16 protein-coding genes are annotated in these 19,535 nt (G+C 67.5%); 6 read left to right on the top strand and 10 right to left on the bottom strand.

What is annotated here, in order from left to right; translation table 11 throughout:
- Window positions 1–87: 87 nt before the first annotated feature.
- Window positions 88–768, bottom strand: coding sequence for a PspA/IM30 family protein (locus tag C4B30_RS11600; RefSeq protein WP_027784710.1), 681 nt, complete (start codon window positions 766–768; stop codon window positions 88–90).
- A 443-nt stretch (window positions 769–1,211) separates the two neighbouring features.
- Between C4B30_RS11600 and C4B30_RS11605 the strand changes: the two genes are divergently transcribed.
- Window positions 1,212–3,734 (top strand): penicillin-binding protein 1A, encoded by a 2,523-nt coding sequence (locus C4B30_RS11605; RefSeq protein WP_027784709.1) that lies wholly within the window; start codon window positions 1,212–1,214, stop codon window positions 3,732–3,734.
- Between the two features lie 85 nt (window positions 3,735–3,819).
- Here the strand turns inward: C4B30_RS11605 and C4B30_RS11610 are convergent, their stop codons facing one another.
- The 4 genes from C4B30_RS11610 to mfd form a co-directional block, all read right to left on the bottom strand.
- The gene (locus C4B30_RS11610; protein ID WP_027784708.1) at window positions 3,820–4,254 is read right to left on the bottom strand and encodes a DUF3574 domain-containing protein; all 435 of its coding nucleotides are present in this window, start codon (window positions 4,252–4,254) and stop codon (window positions 3,820–3,822) included.
- 144 nt (window positions 4,255–4,398) lie between these two features.
- Complete coding sequence (locus tag C4B30_RS11615; RefSeq protein ID WP_027784707.1) at window positions 4,399–5,418, bottom strand: threonine/serine dehydratase; 1,020 nt, start codon at window positions 5,416–5,418, stop codon at window positions 4,399–4,401.
- A 60-nt stretch (window positions 5,419–5,478) separates the two neighbouring features.
- Window positions 5,479–6,699 carry an acetylornithine deacetylase gene (argE, locus tag C4B30_RS11620; protein WP_027784706.1) on the bottom strand — a complete coding sequence of 407 codons (1,221 nt, stop codon included), beginning with the start codon at window positions 6,697–6,699 and terminating at the stop codon, window positions 5,479–5,481.
- 104 nt (window positions 6,700–6,803) lie between these two features.
- A complete protein-coding gene (gene mfd, locus C4B30_RS11625; RefSeq protein WP_089500304.1) occupies window positions 6,804–10,361 on the bottom strand; it encodes a transcription-repair coupling factor in 3,558 nt (1,185 codons plus the stop codon).
- A gap of 20 nt (window positions 10,362–10,381) precedes the next feature.
- Here mfd and ispD point away from each other — a divergent pair, with 20 nt between their 5' ends.
- Together ispD and ispF are read left to right on the top strand one after the other, a co-directional pair.
- Window positions 10,382–11,092, top strand: coding sequence for a 2-C-methyl-D-erythritol 4-phosphate cytidylyltransferase (gene ispD, locus C4B30_RS11630; RefSeq protein ID WP_027784704.1), 711 nt, complete (start codon window positions 10,382–10,384; stop codon window positions 11,090–11,092).
- Window positions 11,093–11,121: 29 nt separating this feature from the next.
- Complete coding sequence (gene ispF, locus C4B30_RS11635; RefSeq protein WP_027784703.1) at window positions 11,122–11,607, top strand: 2-C-methyl-D-erythritol 2,4-cyclodiphosphate synthase; 486 nt, start codon at window positions 11,122–11,124, stop codon at window positions 11,605–11,607.
- 123 nt (window positions 11,608–11,730) lie between these two features.
- Here ispF and C4B30_RS11640 read toward each other — a convergent pair whose 3' ends face one another.
- From C4B30_RS11640 to ompR, 4 genes are all read right to left on the bottom strand, one after another.
- Complete coding sequence (locus C4B30_RS11640; protein WP_006478562.1) at window positions 11,731–12,258, bottom strand: carboxymuconolactone decarboxylase family protein; 528 nt, start codon at window positions 12,256–12,258, stop codon at window positions 11,731–11,733.
- Between the two features lie 76 nt (window positions 12,259–12,334).
- Complete coding sequence (locus C4B30_RS11645) at window positions 12,335–12,883, bottom strand: peroxiredoxin (protein ID WP_006478563.1); 549 nt, start codon at window positions 12,881–12,883, stop codon at window positions 12,335–12,337.
- 189 nt (window positions 12,884–13,072) lie between these two features.
- A complete protein-coding gene (locus C4B30_RS11650) occupies window positions 13,073–14,434 on the bottom strand; it encodes an ATP-binding protein (protein ID WP_027784702.1) in 1,362 nt (453 codons plus the stop codon).
- A 41-nt stretch (window positions 14,435–14,475) separates the two neighbouring features.
- Complete coding sequence (ompR, locus tag C4B30_RS11655) at window positions 14,476–15,210, bottom strand: osmolarity response regulator transcription factor OmpR (RefSeq protein ID WP_006478565.1); 735 nt, start codon at window positions 15,208–15,210, stop codon at window positions 14,476–14,478.
- A 258-nt stretch (window positions 15,211–15,468) separates the two neighbouring features.
- Here ompR and C4B30_RS11665 point away from each other — a divergent pair, with 258 nt between their 5' ends.
- From C4B30_RS11665 to C4B30_RS11675, 3 genes are all read left to right on the top strand, one after another.
- A complete protein-coding gene (locus C4B30_RS11665) occupies window positions 15,469–15,747 on the top strand; it encodes a hypothetical protein (RefSeq protein ID WP_027784701.1) in 279 nt (92 codons plus the stop codon).
- Window positions 15,748–15,881: 134 nt separating this feature from the next.
- Complete coding sequence (locus C4B30_RS11670; protein WP_105132573.1) at window positions 15,882–17,384, top strand: DUF1800 domain-containing protein; 1,503 nt, start codon at window positions 15,882–15,884, stop codon at window positions 17,382–17,384.
- Window positions 17,385–17,451: 67 nt separating this feature from the next.
- Window positions 17,452–18,672 (top strand): DUF1501 domain-containing protein, encoded by a 1,221-nt coding sequence (locus tag C4B30_RS11675; protein WP_027784699.1) that lies wholly within the window; start codon window positions 17,452–17,454, stop codon window positions 18,670–18,672.
- Window positions 18,673–18,682: 10 nt separating this feature from the next.
- Here C4B30_RS11675 and hpnD read toward each other — a convergent pair.
- The coding region (gene hpnD / locus C4B30_RS11680; RefSeq protein WP_442778457.1) for a presqualene diphosphate synthase HpnD at window positions 18,683–19,535 on the bottom strand (853 nt) is incomplete at its 5' end.

Here is a 19,535-nt window from a genome sequence, read left to right on the forward strand (position 1 = left end):
TCGAACCGGGCGCAGGCGCCCGTCTCCTGACGATCGGTTCGCGCCGCGCACCCGGGCCGGGGCGCGGCGCGGTTGCCCGCGCGGCGGTTACTGCGCGGGCGTATCGAGCTGCTTCTTCAGCGCGGCGAGGCGATCCTCGACCGACGGGCCCTTGTTCAACGCCGCGAGCTTGTCGTCGAGCGCCTTGCCGCTCGACGCATCGGCCGAATTGATGCGCGCATCCGAGCGTGCGTTCTGCAGCGCGACCTTGTCCTCGAGCTTCTGGAAGTCCTCTGACAGGTTCTTGCCGCCGATACCGCCCAGCGCGCTGGCGGCCACGTCCTTCGCCTGCGCGATTTCCTGCTTGGCCTGCAGGATGTTCGAGCGCGCATTCAGGTCGTTGCGGCGCTGACGCATGTCGGCGATCTGCCCCTTCAGCTTCTCGACCGACGGCTCGAGCGTCGTCAGCTCGGCCGCGAGCGCATCGCGCTCGGCTTCCGCGTTCGACTGGGCGGCGAGCGCCTCGCGGGCGAGCGCTTCGTCGCCGCCCTGCAGCGCGCGCTTCGCGCCGTCCTCGTACTTCTTCACCTTGTCGTCGGCCGCATCGCGCTTGCTGCGTTGGGTCGCGACCTGTGCCTCGATCTCGATCAGCGAATTCTCGGCACGGCCGATGCTGTCGTCGAGCTCCCGCACGATCTGCCGTGCGTCGCGCGACGGATCCTGTACCGAATCGGCCGCATCGTTCAGCAGGCCTTTGATCGTGCGCGAAATAGAGTCGAAAAGCGACATGAAATCCTCCGTGGTTGAAAGGCGCCGCGTGACCGCGGCAGTGCCCGCCGCGAGCCGATTCCGACCCGCGTGAGCCGGCGGATATTACACCACCGGTTCACTTAAATACGGCTTAAACGCGCGAGTTCAAGCGGCTCGCGCATCGGGACGCCCAACCTTTCGCCGCTGAAAGAAATTCGCCCGCGCGTGCCGTGTTGCGTGTCCATCATAGGCCGAGGATGCCGACAATACGTTCCGGAAATCACGGCATTGCGGGAATTTTTACAAAAAATCGCGAAGGCCCCCGATCGATTTCATTAAAATGCGCTGTCACGTCGCGGGAACGGATCGCCGCGCGGCGGGGTCTGTCGACGTGACAGCCGCATCTCGATGCACCCACTCTGATTCATCCGCTTGCATTTCCGCATGCGTCCGAGGGCGCGATGTACGCCCGCCATTCCGACATGCCAATTATCAAACGACCGCCTTCTTCTTCCGACAGGAACGAACCCCACTACACGCTGCGCCGTTCGCCGTCCGGAGCCTATTACCCCGATGACGACGATCACGACGACGGCCGCCGCGCGCAGCAGCGCAGCGGAGGTGGCGGAGGGCGCCGCCGCACGTTCGGCTCGCGCGTCGCGCTGTGGTTCGTCGGCCTGTTCGCGACACTGGCGGTCGTCGGCGCGCTGATCGTCGGTTACGCGCTGGTCGTGATGGCGCCGCAACTGCCGTCGCTCGATGCGCTGACCAACTACCAGCCGAAGGTGCCGCTGCGCGTGTTCACCGCCGATCACGTGCTGATCGGCGAGTTCGGCGAGGAGCGCCGCAGCCTCGTGCGCTTCCAGGACATCCCCGACGTGATGAAGAAGGCCGTGCTCGCGATCGAGGACTACCGCTTCTACGAGCACGGCGGCGTCGATTTCCTCGGCATCCTGCGCGCGGGCGTGGCCGACCTGATGCACGGCGGCGCGCGCCAGGGCGCGAGCACGATCACGATGCAGGTCGCGCGCAACTTCTTCCTGTCGAGCGAGAAGACCTACACGCGCAAGATCTACGAAATGCTGCTCGCGTACAAGATCGAGAAGGCCCTGACGAAGGACCAGATCCTCGAGCTGTACATGAACCAGATCTATCTCGGCCAGCGCTCGTACGGCTTCGCGGCCGCGGCGCGCGTGTATTTCGGCAAGGACCTGAAGGACATCACGCTCGCGGAAGCGGCGATGCTCGCGGGGCTGCCGAAGGCGCCGTCCGCGTACAACCCGGTCGTCAATCCGAAGCGCGCGAAGGTGCGTCAGGAATACATCCTGAAGCGCATGCTCGACATCGGCTACATCACGCAGCCGCAGTACGACGAAGCGATCAAGGAAGAGATTCACGTGCGCACGCCGGGCAACCAGTACGCGGTGCACGGCGAGTACGTCGCCGAAATGGTGCGGCAGATGATGTACCAGCAATACAAGGACGAAACCTACACGCGCGGCCTGACCGTCACGACGACGATCAACTCGGCCGACCAGGAAGCCGCGTATCAGGCCGTGCGTCGCGGCATTCTCGACTACGAGCGCCGTCACGGCTATCGCGGCCCCGAAGCGTCGATCAACCTGCCGGCGGCCGGCGACGAGCGCGACGAGGCGATCGACGACGCGCTCGCCGATCATCCGGACAACGGCGACCTGCAGTCGGCGGTCGTGCTGTCGGCATCGCCGAACGCGGTCGAGGTGCAGTTCGTCGGCGGGGCGACCACGACGATCGGGCCGGCCGGGCTGCGCTTCGTGTCGGCCGCGCTGGGGCCGCGCGCGAACAACACGCTGCGCATCAAGCCGGGCTCGGTCGTGCGCGTGCTGAAGGACGGCAAGACGGGCTGGCAGGTCGTGCAGTTGCCGCAGGTCGAAGGCGCGCTCGTCGCGATCGCGCCGCAGGATGGCGCGATCCGCTCGCTCGTCGGCGGTTTCGACTTCAACAAGAGCAAGTTCAACCACGTGACGCAGGCATGGCGGCAGCCGGGCTCCTCGTTCAAGCCGTTCATCTACTCGGCGTCGCTCGACAAGGGGCTGGGGCCGGCGACGATGATCAACGACGCGCCGCTGTACTTCCCGCCGAGCGTGCCGGGCGGCACCGCATGGGAGCCGAAGGACGACGACCAGCCGGACGGCCCGATGACGATGCGCACCGGCCTGCAGCGTTCGAAGAACCTGGTATCGATCCGGATCCTCGCGTCGATCGGCACGCAGTATGCGCAGCAGTACGTGACGCAGCGCTTCGGCTTCGATCCGGCGAAGACGCCGCCTTACCTGCCGATGGCGCTCGGCGCGGGCCTCGTGACGCCGCTGCAGCTCGCGACCGGCTATGCGGTGTTCGCGAACGGCGGTTACAAGGTCGATCCGTACCTGATCGCCGAAGTCGACGACGCGCGCGGCCAGGCGTTGCAGAAGTCGCAGCCGGTGGTCGCGGGCGGCACGGCGCCGCGCACGATCGAAGGCCGCAACGCGTATGTGATGAACAGCCTGCTGCATTCGGTCGCGACGGCCGGCACGGGCGCGGGCACCAACGCGCTGGGCCGCAACGACCTGCAAGGCAAGACGGGTACCACGAACGACGCGAAGGACGGCTGGTTCGCCGGCTATCAGCAATCGCTCGTCGCGGTCGCGTGGATGGGCTTCGACCAGCCGAAGAGCCTCGGTAGCCGCGAATTCGGCGCGCAGCTCGCGTTGCCGATCTGGGTGAACTACATGCGCACCGCGCTGAACGGCGTGCCCGAGCAGCAGATGCCGATGCCGGACGGCCTGACCTCGATCGACGGCGAGCTGTACTACGCCGATCGCACGCCGGGCAACGGCTTCGTCGCGAACGTCGACATCAACCCGGCCGAGAACGCGATCAGCGCGAACGACGCACTCGGCTCGGCCGGCGCGGCAGGGCTGGCGCCGCCGCCCGTCACGCCGCAGGAGAAGCAGCAGATCATGGACATGTTCGAGAACAAGTAAGCGGTACGCTGTTCTTCACCCATGCGACGGGCGCCTTCGGGCGCCCGTTTTTTTTTGCACGCGGCAGGCAGCGGAAGACGGTGAATCAGAACGACGCGCAGGCCGGCACGACGGTCATGCCGACCGATTGCTGGTGAAACCGCTGGACGTACGCTTGCCGGATCGCAGCGAGCCGTGCGCGCGTGTCGGCCGTGTCGTCGGCAATGATACGGATCACGAAGCTGTCTTCGCGCGTGACCGCGCCGGTCGTGCGATCGCGCCATTGGCCGTGCGTGTCCCAGTAGGTGAGGCCGTCGGGAAACCGCGGCGTGACCGTGTCGGCGAGGAAGGCCGCGCGTTCGGCATCGGTGACGGGGCCGCGCCCCGCGATGTCGCGACCGAACAGCAGGTCGGCCTGCAACATGCGGCTTTCGCCCGGTTGCGTGCAGGACACAGGTTGCGCGTTCGATGTGAACGAGGGCGGCGCGGCGCAACCGGCGAGCAGTGCGAGCGCCGCCGCGCATGCGGCCAGCCGCCGCATCTGCCCATTTCGCGTCGATCGACCTTCGCGCGCGCAAAACGCTGCGCGCTCAACCACTTGCGTACGTGTCCGGCGGGTTATCAACAGGGCTGTCAACATAATCTGGGGATAACCCTAGGGTGGTCCGTCGACGCCCGGTGCGGGTCAGTGCTGCAATTTCGCGTGCGCGAGATGCATGCCGAGCGTGGCGGGGTCGGTATTCGTGCCCGACAGCAGCACGCCGACGCGCTTGCCCTGCAGCGTTTCGCGCAGCGGGCCGAGCAGCGCGGCGAGCGCGGCCGCACACGCCGGTTCGACCGACAGCTTCAGATGCGAGAACAGGAACAGCATCGCGGCACGCAGCGCGTCGTCGGACACGGTCACGATGCGATCGACGTGGCGCCGGCACAGCTGGTAGCTGTATTCCTCGGTATGCGGCGCCATCAGCGAATCCGCGATCGTCTGCATCGCGCTCATCTTGATCGTGTGATTGGCCGCGAAACTGCGGCTCATTGCGTCGGCGCCTTCCGGCTCGACGCCGTACACGTGCACGCGCGGATTCGCGAGCCGCAGGGCGGTCGCCATGCCGGCCGCGAGGCCGCCGCCGCCGATCGGCACGATCACCGCGTCGAGATCCGGCGTCTGCGTCGCCCATTCGTAGCCGAGCGTCGCGGTGCCGAGGATCGTGTGATAGCCGTTGAACGGATGAATGAAGAAGCGGCCTTCCTCGGCCTCGATGCGCCGCACGAGATCGAACGCCTGCGACGCGCTGCCCGCCAGCACGACTTCCGCACGGTACTGCTTGCACTGCGCGATGCGCGTCGGGCTCGCGGTATGGAACATCACGACCTTCGCGCTGCTGCCGAGCCGCATCGCCGCATACGCGACGGCCGCCGCGTGATTGCCGGCCGACACGCAGGTGACGCCGGCGTTCTTGCGGCCTTCGTCGAGCGCGAGCAGGTGCGTGAACGCGCCGCGCGCCTTGAAGCTGCCGCTCGCCTGCAGCAGTTCGAACTTGAAGTTGACGTGCGTGCCTTCGAGGGAAGGCAGATCGGCGCGCTCGAACACGGGCGTGCGCGCGACCCAGGGCGACAACGCGAAATGCTGCGCGGCGATTTCGTCGAGCGTCGGAATCGGCTCGCCGTCGATCGTCGTATGGGCGGTGCCCTGTTGTTCAGTCGACATGACGTGGCGGGTAGCGGAGTGGGCCGGCCCGCACACGCGGGCCGGCGTGGCGGGAGGCAGTCAGTGCGCGTCGACCGACATGCTGCGGATGAACTTGCGCAGGAACTGCTCGCAGCCGGCGAGCTGCGCGAGCTCGACATATTCGTTCGGCTTGTGCGCCTGCTCGATGTTGCCGGGCCCGCACACGACGCTCGGGATGCCCGCGCGTTCGAACAGGCCGGCCTCGGTGCCGTACGCGACCTTGCGCTTGTCCTGGTCGGCCGTCAGCGCACGCACGAGCTGCGTGATCGCGGCCTGTTCGGTCGCGTCGAGGCCGGGCGCCGCGGCGATCTTCGAGAACTCGATCGCGGCGTTCGGATGTTCGCGAAGCATCTGCGGCAACAGCGTTTCCCGCGCATACGCTTCGATGCGCGTGAAGATCTGCTCGGGATCGAGCGTCGGCAGGTTGCGGAATTCGAAGTCGAACCGGCACTCGGCCGGCACCGTGTTGATCGCGTTGCCGCCCTGGATCGTGCTCGTTTGCGCGGTGGTGAACGGCACGTCGTACAGTTCGTCGAACGGGCCTTCGGCGCGAAAGCGCTCGGCGATGTCGCGGATGTGGCAGATGAGGCGCGCCGCATACTCGATCGCGTTGAGCCCCTTCGGCGTCAGCGACGAATGCGCCGCGTGGCCGCGCACGCAGCAGCGGTAGGCGTTGATGCCCTTGTGCGCGATGATCGGCCGCATGCTGGTCGGCTCGCCGACGATGCAGCCGGACGGCTGCACGCCACGCTTCACCAGATCGGCGATCATCAGCGGTGCGCCCGCGCAGCCGATTTCCTCGTCGTAGGACAGCGCGAAATGGATCGGCTTCGCGAGCTTCGTCGCCTGCATCTCGGGCAGCAGCGCGAGCGCCGTGCCGATGAAGCCTTTCATGTCGCAGGTGCCGCGGCCGTACAGGCGGCCGTCGCGGATTTCCGGCGCGAACGGATTGCTGTCCCACTGCTGGCCGTCGACCGGCACGACGTCGGTGTGGCCCGACAGCACGATGCCGCCGTTCGTCGAGCCGTCGTGCGCGGGCACGGTGGCAAACAGGTTCGCCCAGCCTTCGCGCGGATCGTGCGTGATCGTCGACGCGATGCCCTTCGCGGCGAGCGCGTCGCGCACCGTTTCGATCAGGCCGAGGTTCGGCACGCGGCTCGTCGTGTCCATCGACACGAGTTGCTTGACCCAGGGCAGGCTGACGAGCGATGCGTCGCCTTCGGTTGCGGCGGACGGCGCCGTCGCGTCGAGAGTGGACATGGCAAAACTCCGTCTGATGAATGGGAAATCATACTCAAAAACGCGCCGGCCCGCCTTCGTCGGGCGCGATGCGGTGCAGCAACGTCGCGCCCGTCAGGATCGCATCAACGGGCCGCGACGGCCGCTCCCTGTTTCGGGCCGAGCGCACGCAGCGTTTCCTTGATCGTCGACACGCGGATCGCGAGGTCGGGCGAGCGCGTCTCGATGCGCAGCTTGTCCTGGCCCGCGAGCTTGATGTGGCGATGCTTCTGCACCATCTCGATGATTCGCATCGGGTCGATCGGCGGATTCGGCTCGAACTGCAGCCCGATCGCGACCTCGCTCGCGTCGATCTTCACGATGCCGAGCGGCTTCGCGGCGATCCGCAGCCGGTGCGTCTCGACGAGCGCGTGCGCCTGCGGCGGCAGCTTGCCGAAGCGGTCGATCAGTTCCTCCTGGATGCCGTCGATCGCGTCGCCGTGCTCGCAGTTCGCGAGCCGCTTGTACAGCGACAGCCGCTCCTGTACGTCCGCGCAGTAGTCGGCCGGCAGGATCGCGGGCGCATGCAGGTTGATTTCGGTCGTCGCGGCGAGCGGGGCGGTGAGGTCGGGCTCCTTGCCGTTCTTCAGCGCCTTCACCGCGTCGTTCAGCATGTCCGTATAGAGCTGGAAGCCGATCTCGTGGATTTCGCCCGACTGCTTGTCGCCGAGCACTTCGCCGGTGCCGCGGATCTCGAGGTCGTGCATCGCGAGATAGAAGCCCGAGCCGAGTTCCTCCATCTGCTGGATCGCTTCCAGCCGGCGCTGCGCCTGCTTGGTCAGCGACTGCGGATCGTGGACCAGCAGGTACGCATAGGCCTGGTGGTGCGAGCGGCCGACGCGGCCGCGCAACTGGTGAAGCTGCGCGAGGCCGAACTTGTCCGCGCGGTGCATGATGATCGTGTTCGCGCTCGGCACGTCGATGCCGGTCTCGATGATGGTCGTGCACAGCAGCACGTTCGCGCGCTGCGCGACGAAATCGCGCATCACGCGTTCGAGTTCGCGTTCGTGCATCTGGCCGTGCGCGATCACGATGCGTGCCTCGGGCACGAGCGCCTCGAGCATCGCCTTGCGGTTCTCGATCGTCTCGACCTCGTTGTGCAGGAAGTACACCTGGCCGCCGCGCTTCAGCTCGCGCAGCATCGCCTCGCGGATCACGCTTTCTTCCTCGCGGCGCACGAAGGTCTTGATCGCGAGTCGCTTCTGCGGCGCGGTCGCGATCACCGAGAAATCGCGGAGCCCTTCGAGCGCCATCCCGAGCGTGCGCGGGATCGGCGTCGCGGTGAGCGTCAGCACGTCGACTTCCGCGCGCAGCGCCTTCAGCGCTTCCTTCTGGCGCACGCCGAAGCGGTGCTCCTCGTCGATGATCACGAGGCCGAGGCGCTTGAACTGCACGTCCGACGACAGCAGCTTGTGCGTGCCGATCACGATGTCGACCGTGCCTTCGTTGATCTGCGCGATCGCCGCGTTGATTTCCTTCGTGGTCTTGAAGCGCGACAGCTCGACGATCCGCACCGGCCAGTCCGCGAAGCGGTCGATGAAGGTCTGCGTGTGCTGCTCGGCGAGCAGCGTGGTCGGCGACAGCAGCGCGACCTGCTTGCCGCCCAGCACCGCGATGAACGCCGCGCGCAGCGCGACCTCGGTCTTGCCGAAGCCGACGTCGCCGCACACGAGGCGGTCCATCGGCTTGCCGCTCGTCATGTCGCCGATCACGGCCGCGATCGCCGCGGCCTGGTCGGGGGTTTCCTCGAAGCCGAAGCTTTCCGCGAATTTCACGTAGTCGCGCGGGTCGAGCGAGAACGCGTGGCCTTCGCGGGCCGCGCGGCGCGCGTACAGGTTCAGCAGCTCGGCGGCCGTATCGCGGATCTGCTGCGCGGCCTTGCGCTTCGCGCGCTCCCACTGGCCGGAGCCGAGCGCGTGCAGCGGCGCGCTGTCGGGATCGGCGCCGCTGTAGCGCGAGATCACGTGCAGTTGCGCGACGGGCACGTAGAGCTTGCTGTCGCCCGAGTATTCGAGATGCAGGAATTCGGTCTCGCCCTCGCCGAGATCCATCGACACCAGGCCCATGTAGCGGCCGATGCCGTGCTGCGCGTGGACGACCGGGTCGCCGACCTTCAGCTCCGACAGGTCGCGCACCATCGCGTCGACGTTGCTCGCCTGTTCCTGCCGGCGGCGGCCCGCGCGGCGGCCGAGTGCGCCGTACAGCTCGGTCTCGGTGACGATCGCATAGCCTTCGCCCGGCACCGCGAAGCCGCTCGCGAGCGGCGCGACGCCGAGCGCGAAGCGTTCGTCGCTCGCGAGCCAGCCCGCGAAGTGGTCGTTCGACGCGGGGCGCAGGTGGTGCTCGGCGAGCAGTTGCAGGATCGTCTCGCGGCGGCCGGCCGATTCGACGGTCAGCAGCACGCGCTTGCCCGACGCTTCGACGAACGTGCGCAGCGAGGCGAGCGGATCGTCGGCATGGCGGTCGACCGTGAGCTCGGGCAGCGCGGTCGCCCAGCCGCCGGCCGGCTGCGCGGGCAGCACGACGCGCGCGAACGGCTTCGCGAACGCGAAGAAATCCTCGTCGGACAGGAACAGCCGCCGCGGCTCGAGGATCGGCCGCTCGCGATCGTGCGCGAGGAACGCGTGACGCTGCTTCGTATCGGCCGTGAAGCGGCGGATCGATGCGTCGAGATCGCCGGTGAACACGAGATGCGCGTTCTGCGGCAGGTAGTGGAACAGCGTGGCCGTCTCGTCGAAGAACAGCGGCAGGTAATACTCGATGCCGGCCGACGGCACGCCGTTGCCGATGTCCTTGTAGATCGGCGCGCGGCTCGGGTCGCCTTCGAAGGTTTCGCGCCAGCGGCTGCGGAAGGCCGTGCGCGCGGCTTCGTCGAACGGGAACTCGCGGCCGGGCAGCAGGCGCACGTCGCGCACCGGGTAGAGGCTGCGCTGCGTGTCGGGATCGAACGCGCGGATCGAATCGACCTGGTCGTCGAACAGGTCGATCCGGTACGGCAGCGGCGAGCCCATCGGGTACAGGTCGATCAGCGAGCCGCGCACGCAGTATTCGCCGGGTCGCACGACCTGGCTCACGTGCTCGTAGCCGGCCAGCGTGAGCTGCGCCTTCAGCTTCGCCTCGTCGAGCCGCTCGCCCTGCGCGAACGCGAACGTGTACGCGGCCATGAACGAGGCCGGCGGCATCCGGTACAGCGCGGTGGTGGCGGGCACGAGCAGGATGTCGCAGCGGCCCTCGCCGAGGTCGTGCAGCGTCGCGAGCCGCTCGGACACGAGGTCCTGGTGCGGCGAGAAGGTGTCGTACGGCAGCGTTTCCCAGTCGGGCAGCAGGCGCACGCGCGCATCGGGCGAGAAATAGGGGATTTCCTGGGACAGCCGCTGCGCGTCGGCCGCGTTCGCGCAGATCACCGCGAGGAGCGGCACGTCCGGGCGGTTGTCGGCGAGATAACGGGCGATGGCGAGCGCATCGGCGGAGCCGTGCGCGCCGTCGAAGGCGAAACGCTGGCCGGGCTTGACGCGGGCAACGGGTGAAGCGGACGGGGTGGAAGCGTTATCTGGCATAGGGACGGCAGGGGTGGCGTGCACGGGCGCACGCGGTGCGCCGGTCGAGACGAAAGACCTATTATAAAATCCGCTTCTCGATTTCATCTTTCCGGCGTTTCCCCTTCGTGACTCCCCGACTTTTCGCCCTGATTCCCTGTGCCGGCACGGGCAGCCGTTCCGGCTCGGCCGTGCCGAAGCAATACCGCACGCTGGCCGGCCGCGCGCTGCTGCACTACACGCTCGCCGCGTTCGACGCGTGCAGCGAGTTCGCGCAGACGCTTGTCGTGCTCGCGCCCGACGATTCCCATTTCGACGCCCGCCGCTTCGCGGGCCTGCGCTTCGCGGTGCGCCGCTGCGGTGGCGGCTCGCGCCAGGCGTCGGTGCTGAACGGGCTGCTGGAGCTGGCCGAATTCGGCGCGACCGACCACGACTGGGTGCTCGTGCACGACGCCGCGCGCCCGGGCATCACGCCGGCGCTGATCCGCACGCTCGTCGCGACGCTGAAGGACGATCCGGTCGGCGGCATCGTCGCGCTGCCGGTGGCGGACACGCTCAAGCGCGTGCCGGCCGGCGGCGACGCGATCGCGCGCACGGAGTCGCGCGACGCGCTGTGGCAGGCGCAGACCCCGCAGATGTTCCGCATCGGCATGCTGCGCGACGCGATCCTGCAGGCGCAGCGCGAAGGGCACGACCTGACCGACGAAGCGAGCGCGATCGAATGGGCCGGCCACACGCCGCGCGTCGTGCAGGGCAGCCTGCGCAACTTCAAGGTCACGTACCCGGAAGATTTCGCGCTCGCGGAAGCGATTCTCGAGCGCCCCGCGAACGCTTCCTGACTTTCACCTCATCTCAAACCGGATTACGCATGGATTTCAGAATCGGACAAGGCTACGACGTGCACCAGCTCGTCGAGGGGCGCCCCCTCATCATCGGCGGCGTGACGATTCCGTACGAGCGCGGCCTGCTCGGCCACTCGGACGCGGACGTGCTGCTGCACGCGATCACCGACGCGCTGTTCGGTGCGGCCGCGCTGGGCGACATCGGCCGCCATTTCTCCGACACGGATGCGGCGTTCAAGGGCGCGGACAGCCGCGTGCTGCTGCGCGAGTGCGTCGCCCGCGTGAAAGCGGCCGGCTTCGCGATCCAGAACGTCGACAGCACCGTGATCGCGCAGGCGCCGAAGCTCGCACCGCATATCGACGGGATGCGCGCGAACATCGCGGCGGATCTCGGGCTGCCGCTCGATCGCGTGAACGTGAAGGCGAAGACCAACGAGAAGCTCGGCTATCTCGGCCGCGGCGAGGGTATCGAGGCACAGGCCGCCGCGCTGCTGGTGAGGCAGGGCGACTGACGTCCGGCCGTGGCGGCGTCCGGTTCGCGCTGCCCGCCGTGCCGCCGAAATGAAAAATGCCACGCGAATGCGTGGCATTTTCGTTGGCAGCCGGCGCGGCTCATGGCCGCGCGGCCGGATCGCTCATTCGCCTTCGGCGGCGATCACCTGCGCGGCGGCGTTGATCACCGACGCGATGCGACCGACGTCGCGCAGCTGCGTGACGGTCATCCCTTGCTCGTTCTTCAGCAGCGCATAGTGCGACTTCACGCAGAAGTGGCACTTGCCGACGATCGACGCGGCCAGCGCGTACATCTCGAACTTGCGCTTGTCGACGCCGCCGTGCGTCGCATACGCGCCCATCCGCAATTCGGCGCGCTGCGTCTTCAGGTCGGCGTCGTCGGCCATCTCGACATACGGATACCAGGTGTTGTTCATCCCCATCAGCGCGGCCGCCGTCAGCACGGCGTTCGTCTCCTCGGGCGACAGCACGCCGGCTTCGCGGATCGTCTTGACCAGCACCGTGCTCTTCGCCGCGATGGCCGCCGCCAGCGCCACGCCGACCGCGTCGGTGCCTTCGAGCGACGAGCGCGAGATCGTGCCGTCGAGATTCAGGCGAATGTCCTTCGCGTAGTCGGGGATACGTGCCTTAATCGAGTCGATGAATTCCATTGATATCTCCTATGGGTTGGCCGTTAAAAAAGCCCGCAGGCAGGACGTGCGCCGCGGGCTTCGTGCATCGATGCGCTTACAGCGTTGCGCCGCCGACTGCACGGTTGCACGGGCACAGTTCGTCCGTTTGCAGGCCGTCCAGAATGCGCAGGACTTCTTCCGGGCTGCGGCCGACGTTCAGGTTGTTCACCGAAACGTGCTGGATCGTGTTGTCCGGATCGACGATGAACGTTGCACGCAGGGCCACGCCGGCTTCCTTGTCGCGCACGCCGAGCTGGTCGATCAGCTCGCCCTTGACGTCGCCGAACGAGTAGTGGTTCAGCTTGTCGAGGTCCTTGTGCTCACGGCGCCATGCGAGCTTGACGAATTCGTTGTCCGAGCTGCCGCCGAGCAGGACGGCGTCGCGCTCTTCGAACTGCTTCGTGAGCTTCGCGAACTCGACGATTTCCGTCGGGCACACGAACGTGAAATCCTTCGGATAGAAGTAGATGATCTTCCACTTGCCCGGGAACGACGCTTCGGTGACGGTCTCGAACGCCGACTGGCCGTTTTCCTCGTGATTATTGAAGCCCGGCTTCGCGGCTACGACGGTGAAAGCTTCGAGTTTATCGCCCACGGTTTTCATGCGGATACTCCTGTGTGAGTTGGGAAGAAGACTGAGTCAAACTACCTCGGTGCTGCAACGATGATGTGACAGCATGGGTACGACTATAACACTATTAAAGTAGCGCTTCAATAGATTTTGACTAACGATCCTCATAGCTTTTGTCAACCGGATCGATAGTGTGACGCGCAAGATGCGTGCGCGAACGTGTCATGCGGTCGCACGCGCCTTGCCGGCGCCGGGGAATTCGAGCGTGACTTCGAGGCCGGCTTCCGGGTGGCGGTTGCGCAGGCGCAGCGCGCCGCGGTAGCGGCCGACGAGCCGCAGCACGATCGCCATTCCGAGGCCCGTGCCGTCCGCCTTGGTGCGCGCGGTGTCGACGCGATAGAACGGCCGCATCACGAGCGGCAGTTGATCCTCGGGGATGCCGGGGCCTTCGTCGCTTACCGACAGCTCGACGCGCGCATGCGACACGCGCGTCTCGAGCGTGATGCGCGAGATGCCGTCCTGCTTGCTCTGGCCGTACTTGCGCGCGTTCTCGACGAGGTTGCCGATCACGCGCCGCATGTCGGTCTCGTCGGCTTCGATGATCGCGCTCGGCGCGAGCCGCGTGCGGATCTCGACGCCGTCCTCGCCCGACACGCGCGCGGCGACGTCCTGCGCGACCGACGACAGGTCGACGGGCTCGGGCTTGCGCTGCGACGGGCGCGCATAGTCGATGAAGGCCGCGATGATGCGGTCCATCTGTTCGATGTCGTCGACCATCGCGTCCTTGGTCGCCTGGTCGGACGGGCTCATCTCGGTTTCGAGCCGCAGCCGCGCGAGCGGCGTGCGCAGGTCGTGCGAGATGCCCGCGAGCATCAGCGCGCGATCGGCCTCGAGCTGTTCGAGGTCGCGCACCATCTGGTTGAAGCTGCGGTTGGTATCGGCCGCGACGCCCATCCCGCGCTCGGGCAGCGGCTCGGGCGCCTGACCCGAACCGACCTGGCGCGCGGCGAGCGCGAGCCGCGAGAACGGCCGGTTCACGAGGCTCGTGATGAACGCGGAGCCGAACAGCGACAACGCGAGCGCGAACAGCCCCCAGCCGGCCCACTGCAGGCCCGTGACGTTGTCGAGCTGGTCGCGATCGAGTGCGACCCAGTAATCGTCGTCGTCGATCTTGAAGCTGATCCATACGCCGGGAATGTCGTTGACCGACTGCGCGATCACGGTATCGTCGCCGAGGCGGCTGCGGATATCGTGTTCGATCAGGCGGTTCAGCGATTCGTCGGGCTGCAGCTTGAACTTGTCGGTTTTCTCGCGCGGGTACACGCGCACGCCCTCGTTGCTCTCGAGATCCTGCAGCAGCGCGCGCCGCAAGTCGGGATCGGAATAGAGCAGGGCGGTGCGCGTAAGCTTCACGACCGCGACGAGCTGGAGCGCGACGCGCTGCGCACGCGGCTCGCGTTCGATCACGCGAAAGCTCTGGAACCACGCGGCGAGACTGACCGAGATCAGCAGCGCGATCAGCAGGAAGGTGCGCCAGAACAGCCCGCCGAACGCGAGCTGCAGAAGGCGCCGGTCGATACGCATGGGACGGGCCGTGGGCGGGGCGAAACCGGGAAGGAAAAAGCTCAGGCGGCGCCGTCCGGAATGAACACGTAGCCGAGACCCCAGACGGTCTGGATGAAGCGCGGGCTGCCCGGATCCGGTTCGATCAGCTTGCGCAGGCGCGAGATCTGCACGTCGAGGCTGCGGTCGAACACTTCGTATTCGCGGCCGCGTGCGAGCTCCATCAGCTTCTCACGCGACAGCGGCTGGCGCGGGTGACGCGCGAACACTTTCAGCACCGAGAATTCGCCGGTGGTCAGCGGAATTTCCTGGCCGGACTTGGTCAGCGTGCGCGTGGCGAGATTCAGCGAGAATTCGCCGAACTCGAACACCTCGGTGGTTTCCGACGGCGCACCCGGCAGTTCGGCCGGCGCCTGGCGGCGCAGCACCGCATGAATGCGCGCGACCAGTTCGCGGGGGTTGAACGGCTTCGGCAGGTAATCGTCGGCGCCCATCTCGAGGCCGACAATGCGATCGACATCCTCGCCCTTCGCGGTGAGCATGATGATCGGCGTGCGGTCGTTGCTGCCGCGCAGCCGGCGGCAGATCGACAGGCCGTCTTCGCCGGGCAGCATCAGGTCGAGCACGAGCAGGTCGAAACGCTCGCGTACCCAGAGCTTGTTCATCGCGGTTGCGTTTTCCGCGACATAGACGTTGAAACCCTGTTCGCCGAGATAGCGGCGCAGCAGGTCGCGCAGGCGGGGGTCGTCGTCGACAACGAGAATCTTCGAGGGGTTTTTCGTTTCCATGATCGGCATCTTATCGCGAATGGGAATTGGCGCACGGCCGCGTGTTTTCGTGCGTTACAGTCGGTTACAAAATTTACCCGTAGTGTCGCACCGAGTAAAGGCACGCTATAGAGATTCCTTTACTCGAAGCCGAAATTCGTTAGATACTCCCCAGCACTCCATCTTTCATCTTTGCACACCCGAATTCCGCAGGGTTTTTCAAGTACCAGAGGTAGCCGGTTGCCGCGTGACGAAGGGAACAAATCGACCAAAGAAGCGAGGACGGTCATGCGATCTGCCCGGATTGCACTGATGCTGACGATCGCACTTGCCGGTCCGTATGCGTCGAACCCCGCCTATGCGCAGCGCCCCGAGCAGGGCGCATCGTCGCGCAAGCTGCCGCGCGGCAAGGCGCCGCAGCCCGATCGCGCCGCCGACATGACGGTCCGTTCCGCCGTGCCTCCCGATCTCGAACAGCGCCGTCGCGACGGGCACATGACGCCCGAAGAGCGACACCTGTTGCGCCAGCACATCGAAGACGCCGTTCGCGAGTTGTACAAGCGCTGATCCGTGCCGTCGTTCGCCTTGCGCGGAAATCTCCGCGCGGAAAGAATTCGTAGCACTTTTTCCGTCAACTTTCGGCTGCCGAATGCCGTTGTACGGGCATCCGCACCGCCGGTGCGTTCCGGGAGTCCATGACGATGAAAGCGAACGCTGCCGCACCGGCGCCGTCGCCTGCCATGCAGTCGCCGCTCGATGCCGACGACGCGCTGTTTTTCCTCAGTCGCACCGGTTTCTCTCCCGCTCCCGCCGAGGTCGCGCGCATCGTCGGCATGACGCGTGCGCAGGTCGTGGCCGATACGCTCGGCAGCGCGCGACGCGAACCCGTCACGACGTGGCCCGACTGGCTCGCCGAGCCGCCGCCGACGCGTGCGCAGCGCCAGGCACTGACGCCCGAGATGCGGCGCGACGAGCAGCGCGAGCGCAATCGCCGCTACGACACGTTGCGTGCGGCCTGGGTCAACGAGATGGTCGCGACGCCGTCGCCGCTCACCGAGCGCATGACGCTGTTCTGGCACGGGCATTTCACGTCCGGGCAGGACAAGGTGTCTTATCCGCAGACGATGGCCGCGCAGAACGCGCTGTTTCGCCGCGAGGCGCTCGGCAACTTCGGCACGCTGCTGCACGCGGTCGCGAAGGATCCGGCGATGCTGCAGTATCTCGACGGCGCGAGCAATCGCAAGGGTCGTCCGAACGAGAATTTCGCGCGCGAGGTGATGGAGCTGTTCACGCTCGGCGAAGGGCATTACACGCAATACGACGTGACCGAGGCCGCGCGCGCGATGACGGGCTGGACGGTCGATCCCGACACGCTGCGCTTCGCGGTGCGGCCCGAATGGCACGATGCCGGCGACAAGACGATCCTCGGCGAAACCGGGCCGTTCGACGGCGACGGCTTTCTCGACATCCTGCTGAAGCGGCCGGGCACCGCGCGCTTCATCGCCGGCAAGCTGTGGCGCGAGTTCGTGTCCGATACGCCGGAGCCGCATGCGCTCGACGCGGTGGCCGAGCGGTTTCGCGCGAGCGGCTACGATATTCGCGCGGCGCTCGCCGCGCTGTGGTCGACCGACGCGTTCTGGGATCCGCGCAACCGCGGCGTGCTGGTCAAGTCGCCGGCGGAATTCGTGGTCGGGTCGGTGCGACTGTTCGACGTGGCGTACGGCGATCCGCAGATGCTCGCGAACACCGTGCGCACGCTCGGACAGAACCTGTTCTATCCGCCGAACGTGAAGGGCTGGCCGGGCGGCGCGCTGTGGATCAACAGCACCACGCTGCTGTCGCGCAAGCAGTTCGTCGAGCAGTTGTTCCGCGCGACCGAGACGGCCGGCATGCGCCCGCCGGCCCGTGGGATTCCGCCGTCGCCGAACGCGCATGCGCATGCGATGCCGGTGGCCAGCGCGGCGTCCGCCGCCGGCCAGCGCGGCATGCCCGCGAAGCCGGCGCGCGGCGGCTTGCGTTTCGACCTCGAGCGCTGGCTCGCCCAGTATCGTGCGCGGCCGCAGGCGATCGCGGGGTTATCGACCGAGCTGCAGTTGCAGCACGCGGTGCTGCAACTCTCGCCGGTCGCGGCGATCGACACGGATTCGACCGGCAGCGCGTATCTCGAGGCGCTGCTGATGGATCCGGCCTATCAACTGAAATGATCCGAACAACGACGAAGCGGGCGGCCGCCGCGGCAAAGGCGCCGGGCGGCGAACCAAAGGACGTGCGATGAACCGACGTGATTTTCTGACGCTGACGGGCGCCGCGGCGGCGGCCGGCGTGTCGATGTGGCAGGCGCCCGCGATGGCGGCCGCCGCGCCGCAGGCCGGGCGAAAGCCGGCGGCCGGGTATGCGAACGTGCTGATCCTCGTCGAGCTGAAGGGCGGCAACGACGGCCTCAACACGGTGGTGCCGTACGCGGACCCGCTGTACTACTCGTTCCGGCGCGGCATCGGCATCAAGCGCGAGCAGGTGCTGCAGCTCGACGCGCAGACGGGGCTGCACCCGTCGCTCGCGCCGCTGATGCCGCTGTGGCGCGACGGGCAGGTCGCGGTCGTGCAGGGTGTCGGCTATCCGCAGCCGAACCTGTCGCATTTCCGCTCGATCGAGATCTGGGACACCGCATCGCGCTCGGATCAGTACCTGCACGAAGGCTGGCTCACGCGCACGTTCGCGCAGGCGCCCGTGCCGCCCGGTTTCGCGGCGGACGGCGTCGTGCTCGGCAGCGCCGAGATGGGGCCGCTGTCGAATGGCGCGCGCGCGATCGCGCTCGTCAATCCCGCGCAGTTCATCCGTGCGGCCCGGCTCGCCGAGCCGTCGTCGCTGCGCGAGCAGAACCCGGCGCTCGCGCACATCATCGACGTCGAGAACGACATCGTGAAGGCGGCCGACCGGCTGCGCCCGCGCGGCGGCATGCGGGAATTCAGGACGGCGTTTCCGGCCGGTGCGTTCGGCACGTCGGTGAAGACCGCGATGCAGGTGCTGGCCGCGTGCGAAGCGTCCGGGCCCGGCGCGCAGGACGGTGTCGCGGTGCTGCGCCTGACGCTCAACGGCTTCGACACGCATCAGAACCAGCCGGGGCAGCACGCCGCGCTGCTCAAGCAGTTCGCGGAAGGGATGAGCGCGATGCGCGCAGCGCTGATCGAACTGGGGCGCTGGAACGAGACGCTCGTGATGACGTATGCGGAATTCGGGCGGCGCGTGCGCGAGAACCAGAGCAACGGCACCGATCACGGCACGGCCGCCCCGCATTTCGTGATGGGCGGCCGCGTGGCGGGCGGGCTGTACGGTGCGCCGCCGGCGCTCGGGCGGCTCGACGGCAACGGCAACCTGCCGGTCGCGGTCGATTTCCGCCAGCTTTACGCGACCGTGCTCGGGCCGTGGTGGGGGCTCGACGCGACGCGCGTGCTGCAGCAGCGTTTCGACACGCTGCCGCTGCTGAAGGCGTGATGCGCGCCGCTTAACGGCGGCGCGCGGCGCGCCACGCGATCCACAGCTTGCGGATCGGCGTCAGCGCGATGCGCTGGTGCAGCACCTGGTAGCCGTCGCGCGCGATTTCGTCGAGCAGCGCGCCGGCCAGCGCGATCTGCGCGCGCAGCGTGCGCTGCGCGCGGCGTTCGGCGGCGGGAATCGCCGCATCGGCTGCCGCGAGCGCGTCGCGCGCGCGGGTCGTCTGGAATTGCAGCAATTCGGTGAATGCCGGGCTGTAGCGGCGGTTCAGCAGATCGGCCGCGGTCACGTCGTAGCGCTGCAGTTCGTCGATCGGCAGATAGATGCGGCCGTGGCGCGCGTCGTTGCCGAGTTCCTGCACGAATTGCGCGAGCATCAGCGCGCGGCCGACGTCCGCGGCCCACGGTTGCGGGGCGGCCGGGTTCGCCGAACTGGCGCGGGCGACCAGCGACGCGAAGGTGCCGCCGACCTGCGCGATATAGCGCTGCAGGTTCGCGAAATCGAGGTAGCGCGCCTGTTCGAGGTCCATCCCGTAACCGTTGACGAGCGTGCGCAGCGCATCGGCCTCGACGGCGATCGCCGGGTGATGCTGTGCGAGCGCCTTCGTGACGGGGTGCGACGGTTGTCCGTCGGCCAGCGCCGCGAGTTCCTTGTGCCACCACGCGAGCTTCGTGTGCCCGATGGTCGGATCGCTGGTTTCCTTGACGGTTTCCTCGAGTTCGCGGCGCAGCGCGAACAGCGCGGTCAGGCGCGGCTGCGTGGCGAGCGGCGCCTGGCGCAGCGCGTAGTAGACGCTGGAACCTGCGGGGGCGGCCTTTTGCTGACAGTAGTCGTCGAAGTTCACGGGCTCAATCGGGTGGGGC

This window comes from Burkholderia sp. BE12, assembly GCF_002959955.1.
In the GTDB taxonomy this organism is placed as follows: domain Bacteria; phylum Pseudomonadota; class Gammaproteobacteria; order Burkholderiales; family Burkholderiaceae; genus Burkholderia.

Coding starts and splice junctions, on each gene's coding strand:
- C4B30_RS11670 (WP_105132573.1), top strand. CDS start 15,882: ATGAAAGCGAACGCTGCCGCACCGGCGCCGTCGCCTGCCATGCAGTCG.
- C4B30_RS11645 (WP_006478563.1), bottom strand. CDS start 12,883: ATGAAAACCGTGGGCGATAAACTCGAAGCTTTCACCGTCGTAGCCGCG.
- C4B30_RS11610 (WP_027784708.1), bottom strand. CDS start 4,254: ATGCGGCGGCTGGCCGCATGCGCGGCGGCGCTCGCACTGCTCGCCGGT.
- C4B30_RS11675 (WP_027784699.1), top strand. CDS start 17,452: ATGAACCGACGTGATTTTCTGACGCTGACGGGCGCCGCGGCGGCGGCC.
- ompR (WP_006478565.1), bottom strand. CDS start 15,210: ATGCCGATCATGGAAACGAAAAACCCCTCGAAGATTCTCGTTGTCGAC.
- C4B30_RS11605 (WP_027784709.1), top strand. CDS start 1,212: ATGCCAATTATCAAACGACCGCCTTCTTCTTCCGACAGGAACGAACCC.
- mfd (WP_089500304.1), bottom strand. CDS start 10,361: ATGAAATCGAGAAGCGGATTTTATAATAGGTCTTTCGTCTCGACCGGC.
- C4B30_RS11665 (WP_027784701.1), top strand. CDS start 15,469: ATGCGATCTGCCCGGATTGCACTGATGCTGACGATCGCACTTGCCGGT.
- ispF (WP_027784703.1), top strand. CDS start 11,122: ATGGATTTCAGAATCGGACAAGGCTACGACGTGCACCAGCTCGTCGAG.
- C4B30_RS11650 (WP_027784702.1), bottom strand. CDS start 14,434: ATGCGTATCGACCGGCGCCTTCTGCAGCTCGCGTTCGGCGGGCTGTTC.
- C4B30_RS11600 (WP_027784710.1), bottom strand. CDS start 768: ATGTCGCTTTTCGACTCTATTTCGCGCACGATCAAAGGCCTGCTGAAC.
- C4B30_RS11640 (WP_006478562.1), bottom strand. CDS start 12,258: ATGGAATTCATCGACTCGATTAAGGCACGTATCCCCGACTACGCGAAG.
- argE (WP_027784706.1), bottom strand. CDS start 6,699: ATGTCCACTCTCGACGCGACGGCGCCGTCCGCCGCAACCGAAGGCGAC.
- C4B30_RS11615 (WP_027784707.1), bottom strand. CDS start 5,418: ATGTCGACTGAACAACAGGGCACCGCCCATACGACGATCGACGGCGAG.